Source organism: Rhodobacter sp. SGA-6-6, from assembly GCF_011043545.1.
GTDB lineage: Bacteria > Pseudomonadota > Alphaproteobacteria > Rhodobacterales > Rhodobacteraceae > Pseudogemmobacter.
Genome location: NZ_JAAKGP010000012.1, coordinates 13128 through 30291, shown reverse-complemented (window position 1 = coordinate 30291; position 17164 = coordinate 13128). Strand labels below are relative to the sequence as shown.

Here is a 17164-nt window from a genome sequence, read left to right as displayed (position 1 = left end):
CCTCGGCCGGGACGGGCAGCGGAACAGGCGGGGCCAACCCGCCGGGCAGAGGCGGTGATGGCGGATAGGGACTTTGCCGAATATGGCGTGCCCGCGGCCCATGGGCCGGGCCGGGCGCAGCGTCTGGTGCAGATGGCGGGGGCGGCCAGTTCGGTCGCGTTGGTGGTGGCGCTTGGCCTCTGGGGCTACAAGCTGGCGGTGCGCGACATCGCCGGGGTGCCGGTGATCCGGGCGCTGGAAGGCCCGGCCCGGGTGGCGCCCGAGGATCCCGGCGGCGCCATCGCCGACCATCAGGGCCTTGCCGTCAACGATGTGGTGGCCGAAGGCGCCGCCGCCCCCCCGGCCGAGCGGCTGGTGCTGGCGCCGAAGCCGGTGGAGCTGACGCTGGAGGACGGGCCGGGCCTCGCCGACGGCCTGCCGCCGGAAGAGGCCGAGGTGCAGCCCGCCAGCATGGCCGATCCCGCCGCCATGGTGCCCCCCGCCGCCGGCGAAAGCGACGATGCCGTCGCCGCGGCGCTGGCCGAGGCATTGGGCATCGAGCCGGAGGCGGTGGAGACCGGGGTGGAAACCGCCGCGCTGGATGCCGAGGGACTGCCCGCCCCGGAAGGCGCCGTCACCCGCTCGCCCCGGCCGATGCCGCGGCCCGACCGCGCCGCCGCCCCCGAGGCCGCCGTGGCGGTCGCCCCGCCGGTCGAGGTGGACCCGGCGACGCTTGCCCCCGGCACGCGGCTGGTGCAGTTCGGCACTTTCGACAGCGACAAGGAGGCCCGCGCCGAATGGACCCGGCTCGCCGGCCGCTTCGGCGTGCTGATGGAGGGCAAGTCGATGGTGATCCAGTCGGCGGTCAGCGGCGGCAGCACCTTCTACCGCCTGCGCGCGCTTGGCTTCGAGGGCGAGGACGACGCCCGCCGCTTCTGCTCGGCCCTGCTGATCGAGAACGCCAGCTGCATCCCCGTGGCCCACAAATGACGTCCGTCGGCACCGGGGCGGCGATCTTCGGCTGCGCCGGGCCGGTGCTGCTGCCCGAGGAACGCGCCTTCTTCCGCGACTGCGATCCCTTCGGCTTCATCCTCTTCGCCCGCAATGTGGAGGACCCCGACCAGCTCCGCCGCCTGACCGGCGCCCTGCGCGATGCCGTGGGCCGCGAGGCGCCGGTGCTGGTGGATCAGGAGGGCGGAAGGGTGCAGCGGCTGCGGGCGCCCTGCTGGCGCGAATGGCAGCCGCCGCTGGATACGGTGGCGAACTGCGCTTCGGTGGAGCAGGCGGCGCGGGCGATGCGCCTGCGGATGCGGATCATCGCGGCCGAACTGCGGGCGGTGGGGATCGACGCCAATTGCGCGCCGGTGGCCGATGTGGCCCGCGAGGCGACGCATCCCTTCCTGAAGAACCGCTGCTACGGCACCGATCCCGCAACGGTTTCCGTGATCGCCCGTGCGGTGGCGGACGGATTGCAGGACGGCGGCGTCTGGCCCGTGGTCAAGCACATGCCCGGCCATGGCCTGTCGCAGATGGACACCCATCTCGACCTGCCCACCGTCACCGCTTCGGCGGAAGAGCTGGAGCGCATCGACTTCGCCCCGTTCAAGGCGCTGGCGGACCTGCCGATGGCGATGACGGCGCATATCGTCTATGCCGCCCATGATCATCTGCCCGCGACGCAGAGCCCGGCGATGATCCGGCTGATCCGCGAGCGGATCGGCTTCACGGGCCTGTTGATGACCGACGACCTGAACATGGAGGCGCTGAAGGGCTCCTTGGCCGACCGCACCGCTGCTTCGCTGGCGGCGGGTTGCGACATCGCGCTGCACTGTAAGGGCGATTTCGCGCAGATGCAGGAGGTGGCCGCGGCCGCCGGCGAGATGCGCTCCGACACCCGCGCCCGGGCCGCGGCGGCGCTGGCCTCGCGCCGGCCCGCCCCGCAGGTTGACATCGCGGCGCTGGAGGCCGAGCTTCGGGCGATGACCCGCGGTGCGCTTCATGCCTGATCCCGTCGCCGAGGACTGGACCCAGCCCGAACGCCTCTCGCCGGCCGACCGGCTGGCGGCCGAGGCGCTGATCGTCGATGTCGACGGTTTCGAGGGGCCGCTGGACCTGCTGCTGACGCTCTCCCGCACCCAGAAGGTGGACCTGCGCCGCGTCTCGGTGCTGCAACTGGCCGAGCAATACCTGGCCTTTATCAACCGCGCCACCAGCCTGCGGATCGAGCTGGCCGCCGATTATCTGGTGATGGCCGCCTGGCTGGCCTTCCTGAAATCCCGCCTGCTGCTGCCGCCCGAACCCGGCGAGGAAGGGCCGAGCGCCGAGGATCTGGCCGCGCATCTGGCCTTCCAGCTGGAACGGCTGCAGGCGATGCGCGAGGCGGCCGCGCGGCTGATGGCGCGCGACCAGCTGGGCCGCGACTTCTTCGGCCGCGGGCTGCCGGAAGGCATCAGCCTGCACCGCCGCATCAGCTACGACGCCACGCTCTTGGACCTGATGCGCGCCTATGCCCGCATCCGCACCAAGGACGAATTCCGCCCCTTCGTGATGGACCGCGAGCATGTCTTCACCATGGAACAGGCGCTGGAGCGGATGCGCGGCATGATCGGATACGCCGGCGAATGGTCCGACCTGACCAGCTTTCTGCCCGAGGGCTGGGACGTGACGCCGATGGCCCGCCGCTCGGCCACCGCCGCCCATTTCGCCGCCGTGCTGGAAATGGCCAAGCGCGGCCAGCTGGCGATCCGTCAGGGCGAGACCTTCGCCCCGATCCAGATCCGGCGGAGGGAGGGATGAGCGCGGAAGAACAGAGCCTGTTCGCCGCGCCCCCGATGGGCGAGCAGGAGCGGATGGTGGAGGCGATCCTCTTCGCCAGCGCCGAGCCGGTGACGGTGGCCGAGCTGGAGGCGCGGATGCCGCATGGCGCCGACCCGGCCGAGGCGCTGGTGCACCTGCGCAAGCGCTACGAGGGGCGGGGGGTGACGCTGGTCAAGGTCGGCGACGCCTGGGCCTTCCGCACCGCCGCCGACCTCGGCTTCCTGATGAGCCGCGAGACGGTGGAGACGCGGAAACTCAGCCGCGCCGCCATCGAGACGCTGGCGATCATCGCCTATCACCAGCCGGTCACCCGGGCGGAGATCGAGGAAATCCGCGGGGTTGCGGTCAGCCGCGGCACCATCGACCAGCTGATGGAGCTGGAATGGATCCGCCTCGGCCGCCGCCGGATGACCCCGGGCCGGCCGGTGACCTTCGTGGTGACCGAAGGCTTCCTCGACCACTTCGGGCTGGAATCGGCCCGCGACCTGCCGGGGATCAAGGAACTCCGCGCCGCGGGCCTTCTGGAAAGCCGCCCCTCGCCGATGGCCCTGCCCTCGGAGGAGGAGGATGAGGCGCAGGCGGGCCAGAGCGAGTTGTTCGAGGACTGAGGAGGGCCGGATGGAACGCTTCCTGACGCAGATTCTGAACATGGTGATGCGCAAGCTGATGCACCGCGGCATCAACGCCGGGATCGACCACCTGTCGCGGCGCGGCAAGACCCCGCAGCAGATGACGCCGGAGGAGCGCGAACAGGCCCGCAAGGCGCGCGACTTGGCGCAGAAGGCGCAGAAGGCGGCGCGGCTGACCCGGCGGTTCTAGCGGAACTGCTTGGCCAGCTTCAGGCCTTGGCCCTGGTAGTTCGACGCGATCCCGGCGCCGTAAAGCCGGTCGGGCCGCGCCTGCATCCGTTCGTAGACCAGCCGGCCCACCACCTGCCCGTGTTCCAGCACGAAGGGCGCCTCGTGGCAGCGCACCTCCAGCACGCCGCGGCTGCCCTTGCCGCCGGCGCTGGCATGGCCGAAGCCGGGGTCGAAGAAGCCGGCGTAATGCACCCGGAACTCGCCGACCATCGCCAGATAGGGCGCCATCTCGGCGGCATAGTCGGGCGGGATCGTCACCGCCTCGCGGCTGACCAGGATGTAGAAGGCGCCGGGGTCGAGGATGACGCGGCCGTCCTCGGCATGGACCTCCTCCCAGAAGTCGCGGGCGGGATAATGGCCGATGCGGTCGAGATCGACGACGCCGGTATGCGGCTTGGCGCGGTAGCCGACGAGGGTGCCGGTCGTAGGCTTCAGGTCGACCGAGAAGCCCAAACCTTCCGAGATCAGCGGCGTGCCGTCGACCAGCGGGTCCTGCGCGTGCAGCGCCGCCAGCTCGGCATCCGACAGCAGGGCCTGGCCGCTGCGGAAGCGGATCTGGTTCAGCCTTTGCCCGGCGCGGACCAGCACCGAGAACGACCGCGGGCAGACCTCGGCATACAAGGGGCCGTGGTAGCCCTCGGCGATGCGGTCGAATTCGGTGCCGCCGTCGGTGATGGTGCGGGTCAAGAGGTCCAGCCGCCCGGTGGAGGACTTGGCATTGGCCACCGCCGTCACCCCCGGCGGCAGCGCCAGCCGCTCGGCCAGCGGGATCAGGTAGACGCAGCCCTTCTCCAGCACCGCGCCTTCGGTCAGGTCGACCCGGTGCATCTCGAACTCGGCGATGCGGCCGGCCACCGTGCGGCCCCGTCCGGCCAGGAAGGAGGCGCGGACGCGGTAGGCCACGGTCCCCAGCCGCAGGTCCAGGCTGGCGGGCTGCACCTGCGCATCGGTGACGGCGGGGTCGGCGGCGAGGACGCCATCCTCCAGCATCCGGCGGATGGCGCTGTCGGGAAGGACTCCGGTCATGCGAGGCAACCCCTTTCGCCGCAATGAAAAACCGCCCGGCCTGCAGGGCAGGCGGGCGGTTTTGCAATGGTCGGGCCGGAGAGATTCGAACTCTCGACCTCCCGCCCCCCAGACGGACGCGCTAACCAGGCTGCGCTACGGCCCGACACGGGGGTGTTCATAGCGGTTTTCCGGGCAGGGGCAAGCGGGAAAACACCATGCGCTGCCGTATCCTGCGCCGTCATCCCTGCGGCGGCTGGCCGGCCATGCGCCCGCGCAGGGCGGCGATGCGGTCGGCGATCCCGGCCAGCGCCTCGGCCCGCGGGGCAAGGCTGCCGCGGGGCAGGGCGCGCAGGCGGGCGGCGAGGGTGGCGCTGGCCTCCGCCGCGGCGGGCGCGGGCGAATCGGCGGGTCGCGGGGCAGGGGGCGGGTCGAAGAAATCGCGCTGCGGCGGCGGCTCGGCGGGCGATGCGACCTCCACCTCCGGCGGGGCCTCCGCGGCGACAGGACTCTCATTCGGCACCGCAGCCGGGGCTTCGGGGACCTGCAGCTCGGCCACGGCTTCCTCGGCGGGCGCTTCCGCCGCAGGCTCCGCCACCGGCGCGAAGGGTAGCACCACGCCGCGGGTATCGTCCAGCGCGGCTTCCAGCGCGGCGGCGGTCTCTTCCTCCACGCGTTCCGGCGGCAATTTCGGCTCGTCGTCGTAGCGGCCGGCCATCGCGGCCTCCAGCGCCTCTTCCTCGGCGCTGGTCTCCTCGGACAGGCCGGAGACGTGGCGGATGCCCTGTTCGCGCAGGATCTTCTGCACCCCGCGGATCGTCATCCCCTCGTCATGCAGAAGCCGCTTGATCCCGGTCAGCAGCGCCACGTCGGAGGGGCGGTAATAGCGCCGCCCGCCGGCGCGCTTCACCGGGCGGATCTGCGGGAAGCGGCTTTCCCAGAAGCGCAGCACATGCGCCGGGGTTTCCAGCGCTTCGGCCACTTCCGAGATGGTGCGGAAGGCCTCGGGCGACTTGTCCATCGGCCTGCCTTACTTCTTCTTCCCCGCCGCGACGCGATCCTTCATCAGATGCGAGGGGCGGAAGGACAGCACCCGCCGCGGCGAGATCGGCACCTCGTCGCCGGTCTTGGGGTTGCGGCCGACGCGCGCCGATTTCGAGCGCACCGCGAAGGTGCCGAAGGAGGAGATCTTCACCGTCTCGCCCGCGGCCAGCGCATCGGACATGTGCTGCAGCACGGCTTCGACCAGATTGGCGGATTCGTTGCGGCTGAGGCCGACCTCGCGGAACACGGCTTCGCTGAGGTCCATCCGCGTCAGGGTCTTCTCGCTCATCTGTCATCCCCCCGGGTGATTTCGGGGGAAGGATGCGGCGGATGGAATTGCGAGTCAATATCAACCACTTGGAGCGCGGTTTTGAAGCGCCCCGGCAGGCGGCTACCAGCGCAGGACCACCGAGCCCCAGGCCAGACCGCCGCCGATGGCCTCGGTCACCACCAGGTCGCCCTGCTTGATCTGGCCGCGGGCCTTGCCGACCGACAGCGCCAGCGGGATCGAGGCGGCGGAGGTGTTGCCGTGGTCCTGCACCGTCACCACCACGCGATCCATCGGCACCTGCATCCGCTTCGCGGTGCCCTCGATGATGCGGATATTGGCCTGGTGCGGCACGATCCAGTCCACATCCTCGCCGGAGAGGCCGATCTTGTCCAAGGCGACATGGGCGGTTTCGGCAAGCTTTTCAACGGCGTGGCGGAAGACCTCCTTGCCCTGCATCCGCAGGTGGCCGACCTCGCCGGTGGAGGTGCCGCCATCGACGTAAAGGATGTCCTTGTGCCGCCCGTCCGAATGCAGGTCGGTCGACAGGATGCCGCGGTCGGCGGTGGTGCCGGTGCCCTCGGCCGCCTCCAGCACCAGCGCGCCGGCGCCGTCGCCGAAAAGGACGCAGGTGGAACGGTCGGTCCAGTCCATCAGCCGGCTGAAGGTCTCGGCCCCGATCACCAGCACCCGGGTGGCCTGGCCCGAGAGGATCAGCGCATTGGCATTGGCCAGCGCGAAGACGAAGCCGGCGCAGACCGCCTGCACGTCGAAGGCGAAGCCCCTGGTCATCCCGAGCGCCGCCTGCACCATGGTGGCGACGGAGGGGAAGGTCAGGTCGGCGGTGGAGGTGGCGACGATGATGGCGTCGATGTCGGCCACCTCCAGCCCGCCGTCCTCCAGCGCCGCCCGTGCGGCGCGGGTGGCGAGGTCCGAGGTGGTCTGGCCCTCGGCGGCGAAATGCCGCCGCTCGATCCCCGAACGGGAGCGGATCCATTCGTCGGAGGTGTCGATGGTCTTCTCGAATTCGGCGTTCGGAACGATCCGGTCCGGCAGATAGTGCCCGACGCCCCTTACCACGGCGCGTGTCGTCATTGGGTTGGATCGCTCCCCTGTCCGGCCGGGCCGCCGTTTCGGCCGCCGGTGTCCACAGCCCCGCCATCCTGCCCCGCGCCGCCGGCGGATGCAACCCGGGCCGCGAGCCTCTCGTGGAACCTTGCCCCGGCCAGCTGGGCGGCCAGCCGGATCGCGGCGGAGACCCCGGTCTCGTCGGCCGAGCCGTGGGATTTCACCACGGTGCCGTTCAGGCCCAGGAACACCCCGCCGTTGACCCGCCGGGGGTCGATCCGCCGTTGCAGCCGCCGCAGCGCGCCGCCGGAGATCAGCGCGCCGATCTTCGCCGCCAGCGTGCTGGTCAGCGACTGGCGCAGCAATTCGCCCACCAGCTTCGCCGTGCCCTCGATCGCCTTCAGCGCCACGTTGCCGGTGAAGCCGTCGGTGACGATCACGTCCACCCGGTCCGACAGGATGTCGGTGCCCTCGATGAAACCCACGTAGTCGAAGCCGCCGGCCTCGGCCCGCTCGCCCAGCAGGGCATGGGCCTCGTGCAGTTCCGGCCTGCCCTTGTGCTCTTCGGTGCCGACGTTCAAGAGGCCCACCCGCGGCCGCGCCACCGCAAGCCCGTTGCGGGCGTAGGAGGCGCCCATGAAGGCGAATTGCAGCAGGTCGCCCGGGTCGGCCTTCACGTCGGCGCCCATGTCCAGCATGACGTTCATCTTGCCGGGGGTGGGGGTCGGGAACAGCGTGGCGATGGCGGGGCGGTTGACGCCCGGCGTCTTGCGCAGGCGCAGCATCGACACCGCCATCAGCGCGCCGGTGTTGCCGCAGGAGACCGCGGCCCCGGCCTCGCCCTCGCGCACCGAGTCGATGGCGGTCCACATCGAGGTGCCTTGCCCGTGCCGCATCACCTGGCTGGGCTTGTCCTCCATCGACACCACGCGTTCGGCATGGCGCAGGGCGACACGGGGGGCGATGTCGGGATGGCGCGCCAGCAGGGGCGTCAGCTGCGTCTCGTCGCCGTGCAGCAGGAAGCGGATGCCGGGCATCGCCCTGGCGGAATCGACAAGACCGGCAACCACGGCTGCCGGCCCGCGGTCTCCGCCCATGGCATCGACCGAAATGACGATGGAAGCGTCGCCGGAGACGGGCTGAATCTGCAATCCCTCAGCCATGACGACGCGGGCTTTGGGCGCGGCTTACGCCGCGTCCTCGTCCAGGTCGACTTCCTTGGCCACGGCCACGACTTCGCGGGCGTCGTAATGGCCGCAGGCGCCGCAGACGTGGTGCGGGCGCTTCTGCTCGCCGCAGTTCGGGCATTCGGCGGGGTTGCCGGCGACCAGGGCGTCATGCGCGCGGCGCATGTTGCGGCGGGATTTGGTGGTTCGATTCTGCGGGACTGCCATGTCGCGACCTCAGGGCTGGTGGGGACAGGCCCCGGATTTCCTTGGTGATTCCGCACGACAGGCATGTCTGGCCCGCGGCTGGAACCACAGCTTGAATGAGGCGCGGAACATAGCCGGATTCCGGCCGGGCGCAAGCCCCTAAATGCGCGCCCGGGCTGGAGAACGGGCGGGTCTCAGCCGCCCTCCTCCGGCGTCTTGCGCACCAGCGCGGCCAGCCCGGCGAAGGGGCGCAGGTCGCGGTCGCGCAGCGGCTCGGTGCCTTCCCCGGCGAAGACCGCCTCGCCCAGTTCCGCCCCCGGCGCGCGGGGGTAGAGCGGCAGCGCCAGCGCCAGCGCCTCGCGCAGGACCTCGGTCAGGTCGATCACCTCGGGCAGCGGCTCGGAACTGTCGTCCTCGGGCATCTCGACCTCCTCGCCCTCGGGCGCGGCGTAGTCGGCGAGGAAATGGCGGGTGACCTCCTCCTCCACCGCGGCCGGCACCGGGGCGAGGGTGACGACGCAGGCCTGCACCGCCCGCGCCTTCAGCCGGCCCTTCAGGGTGAAGTCGGCCCGGCCGGCGGGGAGGATCTCGCCCTCGAACAGCAGCTCGGGCAAGTCGATCAGGTCCAGCGACTCGGCCAGCGCCGCCCGCCCGGCGGCATCGGGGGCCAGCCGGAAGCGGGTGGGCTTGCGGTGCGACAGCGCGGAGGTGCGGAAGCTGGAGGTCTCGGTCATCGGTCTCGTCTACTGGGGCGGGGCGGGTGGGGTCTGCCGCACCCTTGCCCGGCCAAGGCTTTGTCGTCCTTGAACATAGGGCGTGGCATCTGTTATCCCAAGGCGCAAGAGACAATCTTGCCCCAAGGGGCCGCGGCGCGCAGGCGCCCCGGGGACCAGGGCCGGACATAGGGGCAGGAATGGCAGCCATATCCATGAAGGCACGCTCGGGGGCGCGGCAGCTGCGTCTGGCGCTGGCGGCGCTGTGCTGCCTGGCCGCGGCGGCCTGCGCCACGGTGGTGCGCAACCACGGCTATGTCCCCGACGAGACCGAGCTGGCGCAGGTCCAGGTCGGCGCCGACACCCGCGAGACCGTGGCCGAGAAGATCGGCCGCCCCTCGGCGCAGGGCCTGTTGAACGACGTCGGCTGGTTCTACGTGCAGAGCCGGTTCGAGCATGTCGGCCCGCGCGAGCCGAAGGAGGTCGACCGCCAGGTCGTCGCCATCACCTTCGACGGGCGCGGCGTGGTCGACGACATCGGCCGCTACGGGCTGGAGGACGGCCGCGTGATCGCCATCTCGCGCCGGGTGACCGAGTCGAACATCAAGGGCATCGGCTTCATCCGCCAGCTGCTGGCCAACTTCGGCCGCATCCAGACCAGCGATCTGTTCAGGGAATAGGGCAGGGCTTCCCACGGTTTGGCCGGGCGGGAGAAGGCGAGGCACTGCCTCGCCCCCGCCCGTGCGCGGCGGTTGCACCCGGAGACGGCGGCAGCCCTTAACCCCGAGAGGCCAGCGCCCGACCCGGCGGGCGAGAAGCGCCCGCCGAGGGCGGGGCGGGCGCTGGCCGGGCCTTTGGGGCCCGGCCGGTCCCGGTTGAAACGGTGCGCTGTGGCGAAGGCGATGGCATTCGCCATGGCAAACCGGCTGGAGCAGCCTTAGTCTTCCGGCTCGAAGCTCAGCGCCACGCCGTTGATGCAGTAGCGCAGGCCGGTGGGCGCCGGCCCGTCGGGGAAGACATGGCCCAGATGCGCCGCGCAGCGCGGGCAATGCACCTCGGTCCGCACCATGAAATGGCTGCGGTCCTCGGATTCCTCCACCGCCTCGGCCGAGATCGGCGCGGTGAAGCTGGGCCAGCCGCAGCCCGACTCGAACTTGTCCTGCTGATCGAACAGCGGCGCGCCGCAGCAGATGCAGCGGAAGGTCCCGGGCGCCTTCGGGAAGCCGGGGTGCGAGAAGGCGCGCTCCGTGCCGTGCTGGCGGGTCACGCGATAGGCGGCCTCGCCCAATTGCTCGCGCCATTCGGCCTCGGTCTTCTCGATCTTGTCCATGGATGCACCTCCGTCGCGGATATGCGATAGATAGGACGTGAAGCGGCGGGGGAAAAGGGCGTGGAGCCTCTGGTAAAGGGTGGATGGGTGGCGCGGCTGGCCGAGGGGCGGGCCGATCTCGGCCGCGTGATGGAATTCCGCCGCGCGGCCTTCCCCAGGACCGACGGCAGCGGCGAGGAGGATGCGCAGGACGCGCTGTCGGCGCATGTGATGGTGGAGGGCGAGGGGCAGCTGCTGGCCTCTTTCCGGGTGATGCTGTTCGGCTGGGGCGCCGGCCTAGCGCAGGGCTATGCGGCGCGGTTCTACGACGTGGCGCCGCTGGCGGGCTATGCCCTGCCGATCGCCGAGATGGGGCGGTTCTGCCTGGCCCCGGGCGGCGTCCACCCGGATGTGCTGCGGCTGGCCTGGGGGGCGATGACCCGGCTGGTGGACGAGGGGCGGGCGGGGCTGATGGTCGGCTGCTCCTCCTTCCGCGGCGCGGACTGGCGGGCGCACCGGGCGGGCCTCGCGCTGCTGGCGGCGGGGCACATCGGGCCGGCGGAGCATCTGCCCGGGCGCAAGGCGGCGGAGATCGTGGACTATCCGGCACTGGCCGAGCCGGTGGGGGACCGCCGCGCGGCGCTGGCGGCGCTGCCGCCCTTGCTGCGCAGCTATCTGGCGATGGGGGGCTGGGTGAGCGACCATGCGGTGGTGGACCGGCAGCTGGACACGCTGCATGTCTTCACCTGCGTCGAGGTGGCCAAGGTGCCGCCCGCCCGCGCGGCAAGCCTGCGGGCGGTGGCGAAGTAGCCGATCTTTCGCCGAAAGATCGGGCTCGTCGTCCGCCTTCGGCGGCTCCTCGACGGGCGAAGAGCGCCGAAGGCAAGCGATGAGCCTCAGCCGCGGCCGCGACGGCCGCCGCGGCGGCCGCCCGAGGCGGCGCTGGCGGCGGCGGAGGCCTCGGCGAAGGTCATCCCGCCTTCCATCGATTCCAGCACCTTGGCGAAGCGGATCCATTCGCCGCCGTTGGCATCGTGGTTCATCAGGAAGTTGGCGGCGCGGATCGCCTCCATCTCCTGCTGGCGGACCGGGTTCATGATCGCCGAGGTCATCCCCGCGCCGATGGCCATCGGCAGGAAGGCGCCGTTGATGCCGTGGCGGTGCGGCAGGCCGAAGCTGATGTTGGACGCGCCGCAGGTGGTGTTCACCCCCAGCTCGTCGCGCAGGCGGCGGACCAGCGCGAAGACCTGCTGCCCGGCCGAGGCCATGGCGCCGACCGGCATCACCAGCGGGTCGACCACGATGTCATGCGCCGGGATGCCGAAATCCGCCGCCCGTTCCACGATCTTCTTCGCCACCGCGAAGCGCACGTCGGGGTCGGGCGAGATGCCGGTGTCGTCGTTCGAGATCGCCACCACCGGCACGTTGTATTTCTTCACCAGCGGCAGCACCAGCTCCAGCCGCTCCTCCTCGCCGGTCACCGAGTTCAGCAAGGGCCGGCCCTCGCAGGCCGCCAGCCCCGCCTCCAGCGCGCCCGGCACCGAGGAGTCGATGCAGAGCGGCACGTCGACCGTCTGCTGCACGATCTCGACCAGCGCCTTCATCAGCGGCGGCTCGACGAAGTTGTTGTCGGCGTAGCGCGGGTCCTCGGCCATCTTGTTGGTGAAGACGGCGCCGGAGTTGATGTCCAGCACGGTCGCGCCGCAGGCCACCTGCTCCAGCGCGTCCTTGATGACGGTCTCGTAGTTGCCGGCCTCCAGCTCGGCCGCAAGCTTCTTGCGGCCGGTGGGGTTGATGCGTTCGCCGATCACGCAGAACGGCTCGTCAAAGCCGATGACCACGGTTTTCGTTTTGGATTCCAGGACGGTGCGGGTCATCGTATTCCCTTGGTTGAAGGTCAGGCGGCTTTTGCCGGTTTGCCCGAGGCGCCGCCGTTCGCGGTCACCCATTCGGCATTGGTCTTGATCCCGCCGAGCGGGAAGAAATGCACCTGCTCGATGCCGAAGTCCGGGTTGGCGGCCTTGTGGGCGGCGAGTTCGGCGACGAATTCGGTCGGCTCGTAGGGCAGCAGCAGCTTGGTCACGTCCAGCGCCCGCTTCTGCAGCACCTTCAGCGAGGGGCCGACGCCGCAGGCGATGGCGAACTTGATCAGGGTCTGCAGCTTGGCCGGGCCGGCAACGCCGATATGCACCGGCAGCTTGATGCCCTCGGCCTGCAGCCGGTTGACCCAGTCGATCACCGGCTGCGCCTCGAAGCAGAATTGCGTCGCCATGGCCATCTTGGCATCGGTCCGCTCGGCGAAGGCGGTCTTCCAGCGCGCGGCTTCCATCACCATCTTGTCCGACCCATCGGGGTCGATGTCCTTGTTCCCTTCCGGGTGGCCCGCCACATGCAGCCGCTCGAAGCCGTCGAAGGCGCCCGATTCCAGCAGCTGCATCGAGGTGGAATAGTCGCCCACCGGCTGCGCCACGCCGCCGGCCAGCAGCAGGCCCTGCTTCACGCCCACGTCCTTGTAGCGCGCAATCCAGTCGGTCAGCACCGCCTTGTCCTTGATGATCCGCGCCGGGAAATGCGGCATCACCGCAAAGCCCTCGTCGCCGATGCGCTTCGCCGTCGCCACCATGTCCTCGATCGGCGTGCCGTCGATATGGGCGATGTAGACCCGGGTCCCCAGCGGCAGCAGGGCGCGGAAATCCTCGACCTTCTCGGCGGTGCGCGGCATCACCTCGATGGAATAGCCCTTCAGGAAGGCCTCGATCTGGGCGGAGCTGCCCTGCGAGGCAGCGGCCGGGGCGGGTTTGCGGAACTGGAACAGGGCCATCAGTCGCTCCTTCAGGGTGGCGGTGGGGGGCATCGGGTCAGGCTTTCGCCCAGCCTTCGTTCTCGATCAGGGCCTTGATGCAGGTCAGGTCGTATTCGGCGTCCAGCTTCGCGGCGATGTCGCGGGCCAGATCGTCCTGGTCGCCCTCGACCTCGCCCGAGGGGACCTTGCGCCATTCGGCCAGATAGGCATCGGCATCCTTGGCGCCGATCTTCATGGCGCAGCGGTCGATGGCCTGCTCGAACCGTTCCGGCAGCTGCACCTTGGCGCCGCGGCGGCCCTTGCCCACGATGACCTGGGCGGGAATGTCTCTCCAGTAGACGATCGTCACTTCCGGCATGGCTGATTCCCGCTTTCTCTCGATCCCCGTAGATAGTCGTCCTTCCCCGACATCCGATGCCGGATTTCGACATGGCGAGGGCGGGATGCGACCCCGGTTCCGGTCGCCCGCGCCCCGCGACGGCATAGCCGGTCGCGCGCGGGAATGCTGCGGAAAATCCGCGACGGGGATTGAAATTTTCTCATGGCCGGGATGAGCCGCGTCGATAATCCGCACCGCCGCCGCTTCGGGGGGCCGAGCGACGGGTTGCGCCGGGGGGGGATCGGCATTACCTTGGGCCCCAACCAGAGTTGGAGGGCGGTTCATGACGCCCGAGCGTCCCCGGAGGGCGGACGCGACAGCCGAGGCGGTCGAGCGGACCCCTTCGCAGGAAGCGGCAGCCGGTTCCCCCGAGGCTGACACGTCTGCCCCTGTTGCAGAGGGCGCGGCGCTTTATGCCGCGCTCGACCTCGGCACGAACAGTTGCCGGATGCTGATTGCCCAGCCGAAGGGCAGCCAGTTCGTCGTCGTGGACAGCTTCTCCAAGACCGTGCAGCTGGGGGCGGGGCTGGAGGCTTCGGGCCGGCTGTCGCGCGCCTCGATGGGCCGCACGATCCAGGCGCTGCGGATCTGCCAGAAGAAGCTGCAGAAGCACGGTGTCGGCCGGATGCGGCTGGTGGCGACCGAGGCCTGCCGCCGCGCCCGCAACGCCAAGGATTTCATCCGCCAGGTCCGCCGCGAGACCGGGCTGGGGCTGGAGATCATCTCGCCGGAAGAGGAGGCGCGGCTGGCGGTGATCTCCTGCGCGCCGCTGACCAGCCCGCGGACCGAGCAGCTGCTGATCGTCGACATCGGCGGCGGCTCGACGGAACTGGTCTGGATCGACCTCTCCGCCGTCCCGCCGGAGGACCGGCCGCGGGCGATCATGCGGCTGCACATGGGCTTCGACGCCCAGGGGTCCGGCCCGGTGGCGCGGGTGGTGGACTGGATCAGCGTCAAGCTGGGGGTGGCGACGCTGAAGGACCAGTTCGCCGATGTCGAGGACGACGCCGCCCGCTTCGCGCTGATGAGCTGGTTCTTCGAGGAGAACCTGGCCTCGTTCAGCCCCTATCACGCCCAAGCCCCGCGGGAAGGGTTCCAGATCATCGGCACCTCGGGCACCGTGACCACGGTGGCGGCCAGCTTCCTGGGCCTGCGCCGCTATGACCGGGCCAAGGTGGACGGGCTGCAGATGTCCTCGGCGCAGATCGACCTGGTGATCCGCGACTACCTGGCGCTCGGCCCGGAAGGGCGGCGCACCGACCCGCGGATCGGGCGGGACAGGCATACGCTGATCATGTCGGGCGCGGCGATCCTGCAGGCGCTGATGCGGATCTGGCCGACCGACCGGCTGTCGGTCGCCGACCGGGGCCTGCGCGAGGGGCTTCTATATGCACAGATGAGCGCGGATGGCGTTCTGGGGGACGGGCCTTACAGATGACGGCGAAGAACACTTCCGGCCGCGGGCAGCGCGAGTTGCGGGTGCGGGTGAAGACGGCGAAGGGGCGGAAACTCTCGTCCACGCTCTGGCTGGAGCGGCAGCTGAACGATCCTTATGTCCAGGCGGCGAAGCGCGAGGGCTATCGCGGCCGCGCCGCCTACAAGATCCTGGAGCTGGACGACAAATACGGCTTCCTGAAGCCGGGGGCGCGGGTGGTCGACCTCGGCTGCGCGCCGGGGGGCTGGTGCCAGGTGGCGGTGGGGCGGGTGAACGCGCTGTCGCAGAACCCGAAGAAGCCGCAGGGCAGGGTGCTCGGCGTCGACCTGCAGGAGGTGGAGCCGATCCCGGGGGCCGAACTGCACCAGCTGGACTTCCTGTCGGACGACGCCGACGAGAAGGTGAAGGACTGGCTCGGCGGGCGGGCCGATGTGGTGATGTCCGACATGGCCGCCGCCGCCTCGGGCCACAAGGCGACCGACCACCTGCGCATCATCGCCCTGGTCGAGGCGGCGCTGGCCTTCGCCTTCGACGTGCTGGAGGACGGCGGCACCTTCGTCGCCAAGGTGCTGGCCGGCGGGGCCGAGAACGAGATGCAGGCGCTGCTGAAGCGCAACTTCGCCAAGGTGGCGAACGTGAAGCCGCCGGCCAGCCGCTCCGACAGTTCGGAGAAATTCGTGGTGGCGATGGGATTCCGCGGAAGGCAGCGGGCGGAGGAGCCGGAGGAGTAGGGCGGTCTCGCGTTTCGCCTTCCCGGTATCCTTGGCGGAGGCCATCGCCTTCGCCAAAGCGCATCGTATCAGCTAGATCGGCCGGGCCCCCAAGGCCCGGCCAGCGCCCGCCCCGCCCCCGACGGGCGCTTCTCGCCCGCCGGGTCGGGCGCTGGCCTCTACGGGTCTTGTGCTGCCAATGTCTCCGGTTGACATGTCGCGCAGGGGCGGGGGCGAGGCAGTGCCTCGCCTGTTCCCGCCCGTCCAACCGGGCATGGCTCATTATGGCTGTTAACCATTCGGAAACGGTCTCCGGCCGGCGTTGCACGATTTTTCGCCGAAAAATCGCAGGCTGCGCCCCCGCAGAAACGACAAGGCGCCCCGGAAAGGGCGCCTTCATCCTGTCCTGCGGAAGGGAAACCGGCCTCAGCCGCCCCAGCTGCGGACCGGGCCGCAGTCCATGTGGACGAAGTTCGAGCGCGAATAGCGGCCGACGCCGCCCGCGGCGCAGGCCGCCGCCGCCTTGGCCATCTGCCCGACCGAGCGCGACTTCAGCCGCAGGTCGGCCGCCTGGCCCACCATGTGCAGCGAGTTCTTCGCCACGCCCGAGGATTTCGACCGCAGCATCGCGTTGGTCTTCGGGCTGCGGTAGCCCGAAAGCAGCATGTAGGGTTCGGTCACGTCCATCAGCCGGTGCGAAGCGGCCATGATGTCCACGGTGCGGGCGTCGATCCCGATCGCGTCGCCGGTGCGCCAGTCGCGCATGAAGGCGTTGATTTCCTTCATGACCTCGGGGATGTATTTCCCCTCGATCCAGTAGATGGTGTCGATGCTTTCGCCTGTGCGGCCGGAATACATCCGGATGCGGCGGATATCGCCGGCGCCGCGCGCATAGGCCGGTGCGTTGCCGAAGAAGGGGGCCGCGGTGACTGCGGTTGCGGCAAAGGCACTCAGCAGCCCGCGCCGCGTGAACCCGAAGGAGCCATTGGTCGTCATTATGATCGCCTGTCCCGTGCTAGTCCTGACTGCCTGATGCGGCAGCTTCTGTGCAACTTCTTCCCCAAGTGCACGGCCGTTATGGCACAGGCGGATTCGAAGCCCAAGCGCAGATTGCCCCCGCTGCCGCCATCTGGACCGCGATAGGCAAAGATTTGCTGAATCCCGCGGCGGGGCCGGCGGCGGCTGGCCGGGCGATTGTTGTTTCCGAAAGTCGGAAAATCCATACCTCGGGGCAGGAAAGCCTGCCTTCCCGCCGGATTGTGAATGGACAGTTCCGGCATTTTCCTGAATCCTTTGGCGAAACGGGGCTGCAAGGCCCTGAACGGACGCAGGTTTCGGGGAACGGGATGACGGGTTTTCAAGGACGCGGCCCGCGGGCCGTCCGGGCGACGGGAACGGCGC

General features: G+C 70.2%; 21 protein-coding genes and 1 tRNA gene. 9 read left to right on the top strand and 13 right to left on the bottom strand.

Annotated features, from left to right (window positions below; all coding sequences use genetic code 11):
- Nucleotides 1-57: 57 nt before the first annotated feature.
- Genes G5B31_RS17045 through G5B31_RS17025 form a run of 5 tightly spaced genes read left to right on the top strand, consistent with a single transcriptional unit; the run spans nucleotide 58 to nucleotide 3615 of the window.
- On the top strand, nucleotides 58-969 hold the full coding sequence (locus G5B31_RS17045) for an SPOR domain-containing protein (RefSeq protein ID WP_165019414.1): 912 nt from the start codon (nucleotides 58-60) through the stop codon (nucleotides 967-969).
- A complete protein-coding gene (nagZ, locus tag G5B31_RS17040; protein WP_165019413.1) occupies nucleotides 966-1985 on the top strand; it encodes a beta-N-acetylhexosaminidase in 1020 nt (339 codons plus the stop codon). Before G5B31_RS17045 ends, nagZ begins: the two co-directional genes overlap by 4 nt.
- Nucleotides 1978-2775, top strand: a complete 798-nt coding sequence (locus G5B31_RS17035) for a ScpA family protein (RefSeq protein ID WP_165019412.1) — start codon at nucleotides 1978-1980, stop codon at nucleotides 2773-2775. The genes nagZ and G5B31_RS17035 overlap by 8 nt, the downstream gene beginning before the upstream one ends.
- Nucleotides 2772-3404 (top strand): SMC-Scp complex subunit ScpB, encoded by a 633-nt coding sequence (scpB, locus tag G5B31_RS17030; RefSeq protein WP_165019411.1) that lies wholly within the window; start codon nucleotides 2772-2774, stop codon nucleotides 3402-3404. Before G5B31_RS17035 ends, scpB begins: the two co-directional genes overlap by 4 nt.
- A 10-nt stretch (nucleotides 3405-3414) precedes the next feature.
- Nucleotides 3415-3615, top strand: a complete 201-nt coding sequence (locus G5B31_RS17025; protein ID WP_165019410.1) for a hypothetical protein — start codon at nucleotides 3415-3417, stop codon at nucleotides 3613-3615.
- Here G5B31_RS17025 and G5B31_RS17020 read toward each other — a convergent pair.
- From G5B31_RS17020 to G5B31_RS16985, 8 genes are all read right to left on the bottom strand, one after another.
- Nucleotides 3612-4682 carry a 2'-deoxycytidine 5'-triphosphate deaminase gene (locus G5B31_RS17020; protein ID WP_165019409.1) on the bottom strand — a complete coding sequence of 357 codons (1071 nt, stop codon included), beginning with the start codon at nucleotides 4680-4682 and terminating at the stop codon, nucleotides 3612-3614. The two genes, G5B31_RS17025 and G5B31_RS17020, sit on opposite strands and share 4 nt — an antisense overlap.
- 67 nt (nucleotides 4683-4749) lie before the next feature.
- Nucleotides 4750-4827, bottom strand: a tRNA-Pro gene (locus tag G5B31_RS17015).
- 75 nt (nucleotides 4828-4902) lie between these two features.
- On the bottom strand, nucleotides 4903-5682 hold the full coding sequence (locus G5B31_RS17010; protein ID WP_165019408.1) for a MerR family transcriptional regulator: 780 nt from the start codon (nucleotides 5680-5682) through the stop codon (nucleotides 4903-4905).
- Nucleotides 5683-5691: 9 nt separating this feature from the next.
- Nucleotides 5692-5994, bottom strand: coding sequence for an integration host factor subunit alpha (ihfA, locus tag G5B31_RS17005; protein WP_165019407.1), 303 nt, complete (start codon nucleotides 5992-5994; stop codon nucleotides 5692-5694).
- A 102-nt stretch (nucleotides 5995-6096) separates the two neighbouring features.
- Nucleotides 6097-7068, bottom strand: a complete 972-nt coding sequence (locus tag G5B31_RS17000) for a beta-ketoacyl-ACP synthase III (protein ID WP_165019406.1) — start codon at nucleotides 7066-7068, stop codon at nucleotides 6097-6099.
- A complete protein-coding gene (gene plsX / locus G5B31_RS16995; protein WP_165019405.1) occupies nucleotides 7065-8204 on the bottom strand; it encodes a phosphate acyltransferase PlsX in 1140 nt (379 codons plus the stop codon). Before plsX ends, G5B31_RS17000 begins: the two co-directional genes overlap by 4 nt.
- A gap of 24 nt (nucleotides 8205-8228) precedes the next feature.
- Nucleotides 8229-8435, bottom strand: a complete 207-nt coding sequence (gene rpmF / locus G5B31_RS16990) for a 50S ribosomal protein L32 (protein ID WP_165019404.1) — start codon at nucleotides 8433-8435, stop codon at nucleotides 8229-8231.
- A gap of 173 nt (nucleotides 8436-8608) precedes the next feature.
- Nucleotides 8609-9148, bottom strand: coding sequence for a DUF177 domain-containing protein (locus G5B31_RS16985; protein ID WP_165019403.1), 540 nt, complete (start codon nucleotides 9146-9148; stop codon nucleotides 8609-8611).
- 179 nt (nucleotides 9149-9327) lie between these two features.
- On the opposite strand from G5B31_RS16985, the gene G5B31_RS16980 reads away from it, so the two are divergent.
- Entirely contained in the window at nucleotides 9328-9807 is a 480-nt protein-coding gene (locus tag G5B31_RS16980) for an outer membrane protein assembly factor BamE (protein ID WP_165019402.1), read from the top strand.
- A gap of 257 nt (nucleotides 9808-10064) precedes the next feature.
- On the opposite strand, the gene msrB is transcribed toward G5B31_RS16980, so the two are convergent.
- Complete coding sequence (gene msrB, locus G5B31_RS16975; RefSeq protein WP_165019401.1) at nucleotides 10065-10457, bottom strand: peptide-methionine (R)-S-oxide reductase MsrB; 393 nt, start codon at nucleotides 10455-10457, stop codon at nucleotides 10065-10067.
- A 60-nt stretch (nucleotides 10458-10517) separates the two neighbouring features.
- Here msrB and G5B31_RS16970 point away from each other — a divergent pair, with 60 nt between their 5' ends.
- Nucleotides 10518-11246 (top strand): GNAT family N-acyltransferase, encoded by a 729-nt coding sequence (locus G5B31_RS16970; RefSeq protein ID WP_346763930.1) that lies wholly within the window; start codon nucleotides 10518-10520, stop codon nucleotides 11244-11246.
- Nucleotides 11247-11332: 86 nt separating this feature from the next.
- Here the strand turns inward: G5B31_RS16970 and G5B31_RS16965 are convergent, their stop codons facing one another.
- Genes G5B31_RS16965 through G5B31_RS16955 form a run of 3 tightly spaced genes read right to left on the bottom strand, consistent with a single transcriptional unit; the run spans nucleotide 11333 to nucleotide 13597 of the window.
- Nucleotides 11333-12313 carry a methyltetrahydrofolate cobalamin methyltransferase gene (locus G5B31_RS16965; protein WP_165019400.1) on the bottom strand — a complete coding sequence of 327 codons (981 nt, stop codon included), beginning with the start codon at nucleotides 12311-12313 and terminating at the stop codon, nucleotides 11333-11335.
- Nucleotides 12314-12333: 20 nt separating this feature from the next.
- A complete protein-coding gene (locus G5B31_RS16960) occupies nucleotides 12334-13257 on the bottom strand; it encodes a methylenetetrahydrofolate reductase (RefSeq protein ID WP_165019399.1) in 924 nt (307 codons plus the stop codon).
- Nucleotides 13258-13294: 37 nt separating this feature from the next.
- Nucleotides 13295-13597: a virulence factor gene (locus G5B31_RS16955; RefSeq protein ID WP_165019398.1), complete on the bottom strand. Its 303-nt coding sequence runs from the start codon at nucleotides 13595-13597 to the stop codon at nucleotides 13295-13297.
- Between the two features lie 304 nt (nucleotides 13598-13901).
- Between G5B31_RS16955 and G5B31_RS16950 the strand changes: the two genes are divergently transcribed.
- Both G5B31_RS16950 and G5B31_RS16945 read left to right on the top strand, forming a co-directional pair.
- Nucleotides 13902-15056 (top strand): Ppx/GppA phosphatase family protein, encoded by a 1155-nt coding sequence (locus tag G5B31_RS16950; protein WP_165019397.1) that lies wholly within the window; start codon nucleotides 13902-13904, stop codon nucleotides 15054-15056.
- Nucleotides 15053-15784 (top strand): RlmE family RNA methyltransferase, encoded by a 732-nt coding sequence (locus tag G5B31_RS16945; protein ID WP_165019396.1) that lies wholly within the window; start codon nucleotides 15053-15055, stop codon nucleotides 15782-15784. The genes G5B31_RS16950 and G5B31_RS16945 overlap by 4 nt, the downstream gene beginning before the upstream one ends.
- Nucleotides 15785-16189: 405 nt before the next feature.
- Here G5B31_RS16945 and G5B31_RS16940 read toward each other — a convergent pair whose 3' ends face one another.
- Entirely contained in the window at nucleotides 16190-16759 is a 570-nt protein-coding gene (locus G5B31_RS16940) for a DUF882 domain-containing protein (RefSeq protein WP_165019395.1), read from the bottom strand.
- Between the last annotated feature and the right edge of the window lie 405 nt (nucleotides 16760-17164).

Bases quoted from the DNA above. Each gene is read 5' to 3' on its own strand.
- G5B31_RS17045 (WP_165019414.1), top strand. From the start codon at position 58: ATGGCGGATAGGGACTTTGCCGAATATGGCGTGCCCGCGGCCCATGGG.
- nagZ (WP_165019413.1), top strand. From the start codon at position 966: ATGACGTCCGTCGGCACCGGGGCGGCGATCTTCGGCTGCGCCGGGCCG.
- G5B31_RS17035 (WP_165019412.1), top strand. From the start codon at position 1,978: ATGCCTGATCCCGTCGCCGAGGACTGGACCCAGCCCGAACGCCTCTCG.
- scpB (WP_165019411.1), top strand. From the start codon at position 2,772: ATGAGCGCGGAAGAACAGAGCCTGTTCGCCGCGCCCCCGATGGGCGAG.
- G5B31_RS17025 (WP_165019410.1), top strand. From the start codon at position 3,415: ATGGAACGCTTCCTGACGCAGATTCTGAACATGGTGATGCGCAAGCTG.
- G5B31_RS17020 (WP_165019409.1), bottom strand. From the start codon at position 4,682: ATGACCGGAGTCCTTCCCGACAGCGCCATCCGCCGGATGCTGGAGGAT.
- G5B31_RS17010 (WP_165019408.1), bottom strand. From the start codon at position 5,682: ATGGACAAGTCGCCCGAGGCCTTCCGCACCATCTCGGAAGTGGCCGAA.
- ihfA (WP_165019407.1), bottom strand. From the start codon at position 5,994: ATGAGCGAGAAGACCCTGACGCGGATGGACCTCAGCGAAGCCGTGTTC.
- G5B31_RS17000 (WP_165019406.1), bottom strand. From the start codon at position 7,068: ATGACGACACGCGCCGTGGTAAGGGGCGTCGGGCACTATCTGCCGGAC.
- plsX (WP_165019405.1), bottom strand. From the start codon at position 8,204: ATGGCTGAGGGATTGCAGATTCAGCCCGTCTCCGGCGACGCTTCCATC.
- rpmF (WP_165019404.1), bottom strand. From the start codon at position 8,435: ATGGCAGTCCCGCAGAATCGAACCACCAAATCCCGCCGCAACATGCGC.
- G5B31_RS16985 (WP_165019403.1), bottom strand. From the start codon at position 9,148: ATGACCGAGACCTCCAGCTTCCGCACCTCCGCGCTGTCGCACCGCAAG.
- G5B31_RS16980 (WP_165019402.1), top strand. From the start codon at position 9,328: ATGGCAGCCATATCCATGAAGGCACGCTCGGGGGCGCGGCAGCTGCGT.
- msrB (WP_165019401.1), bottom strand. From the start codon at position 10,457: ATGGACAAGATCGAGAAGACCGAGGCCGAATGGCGCGAGCAATTGGGC.
- G5B31_RS16965 (WP_165019400.1), bottom strand. From the start codon at position 12,313: ATGACCCGCACCGTCCTGGAATCCAAAACGAAAACCGTGGTCATCGGC.
- G5B31_RS16960 (WP_165019399.1), bottom strand. From the start codon at position 13,257: ATGGCCCTGTTCCAGTTCCGCAAACCCGCCCCGGCCGCTGCCTCGCAG.
- G5B31_RS16955 (WP_165019398.1), bottom strand. From the start codon at position 13,597: ATGCCGGAAGTGACGATCGTCTACTGGAGAGACATTCCCGCCCAGGTC.
- G5B31_RS16950 (WP_165019397.1), top strand. From the start codon at position 13,902: ATGACGCCCGAGCGTCCCCGGAGGGCGGACGCGACAGCCGAGGCGGTC.
- G5B31_RS16945 (WP_165019396.1), top strand. From the start codon at position 15,053: ATGACGGCGAAGAACACTTCCGGCCGCGGGCAGCGCGAGTTGCGGGTG.
- G5B31_RS16940 (WP_165019395.1), bottom strand. From the start codon at position 16,759: ATGACGACCAATGGCTCCTTCGGGTTCACGCGGCGCGGGCTGCTGAGT.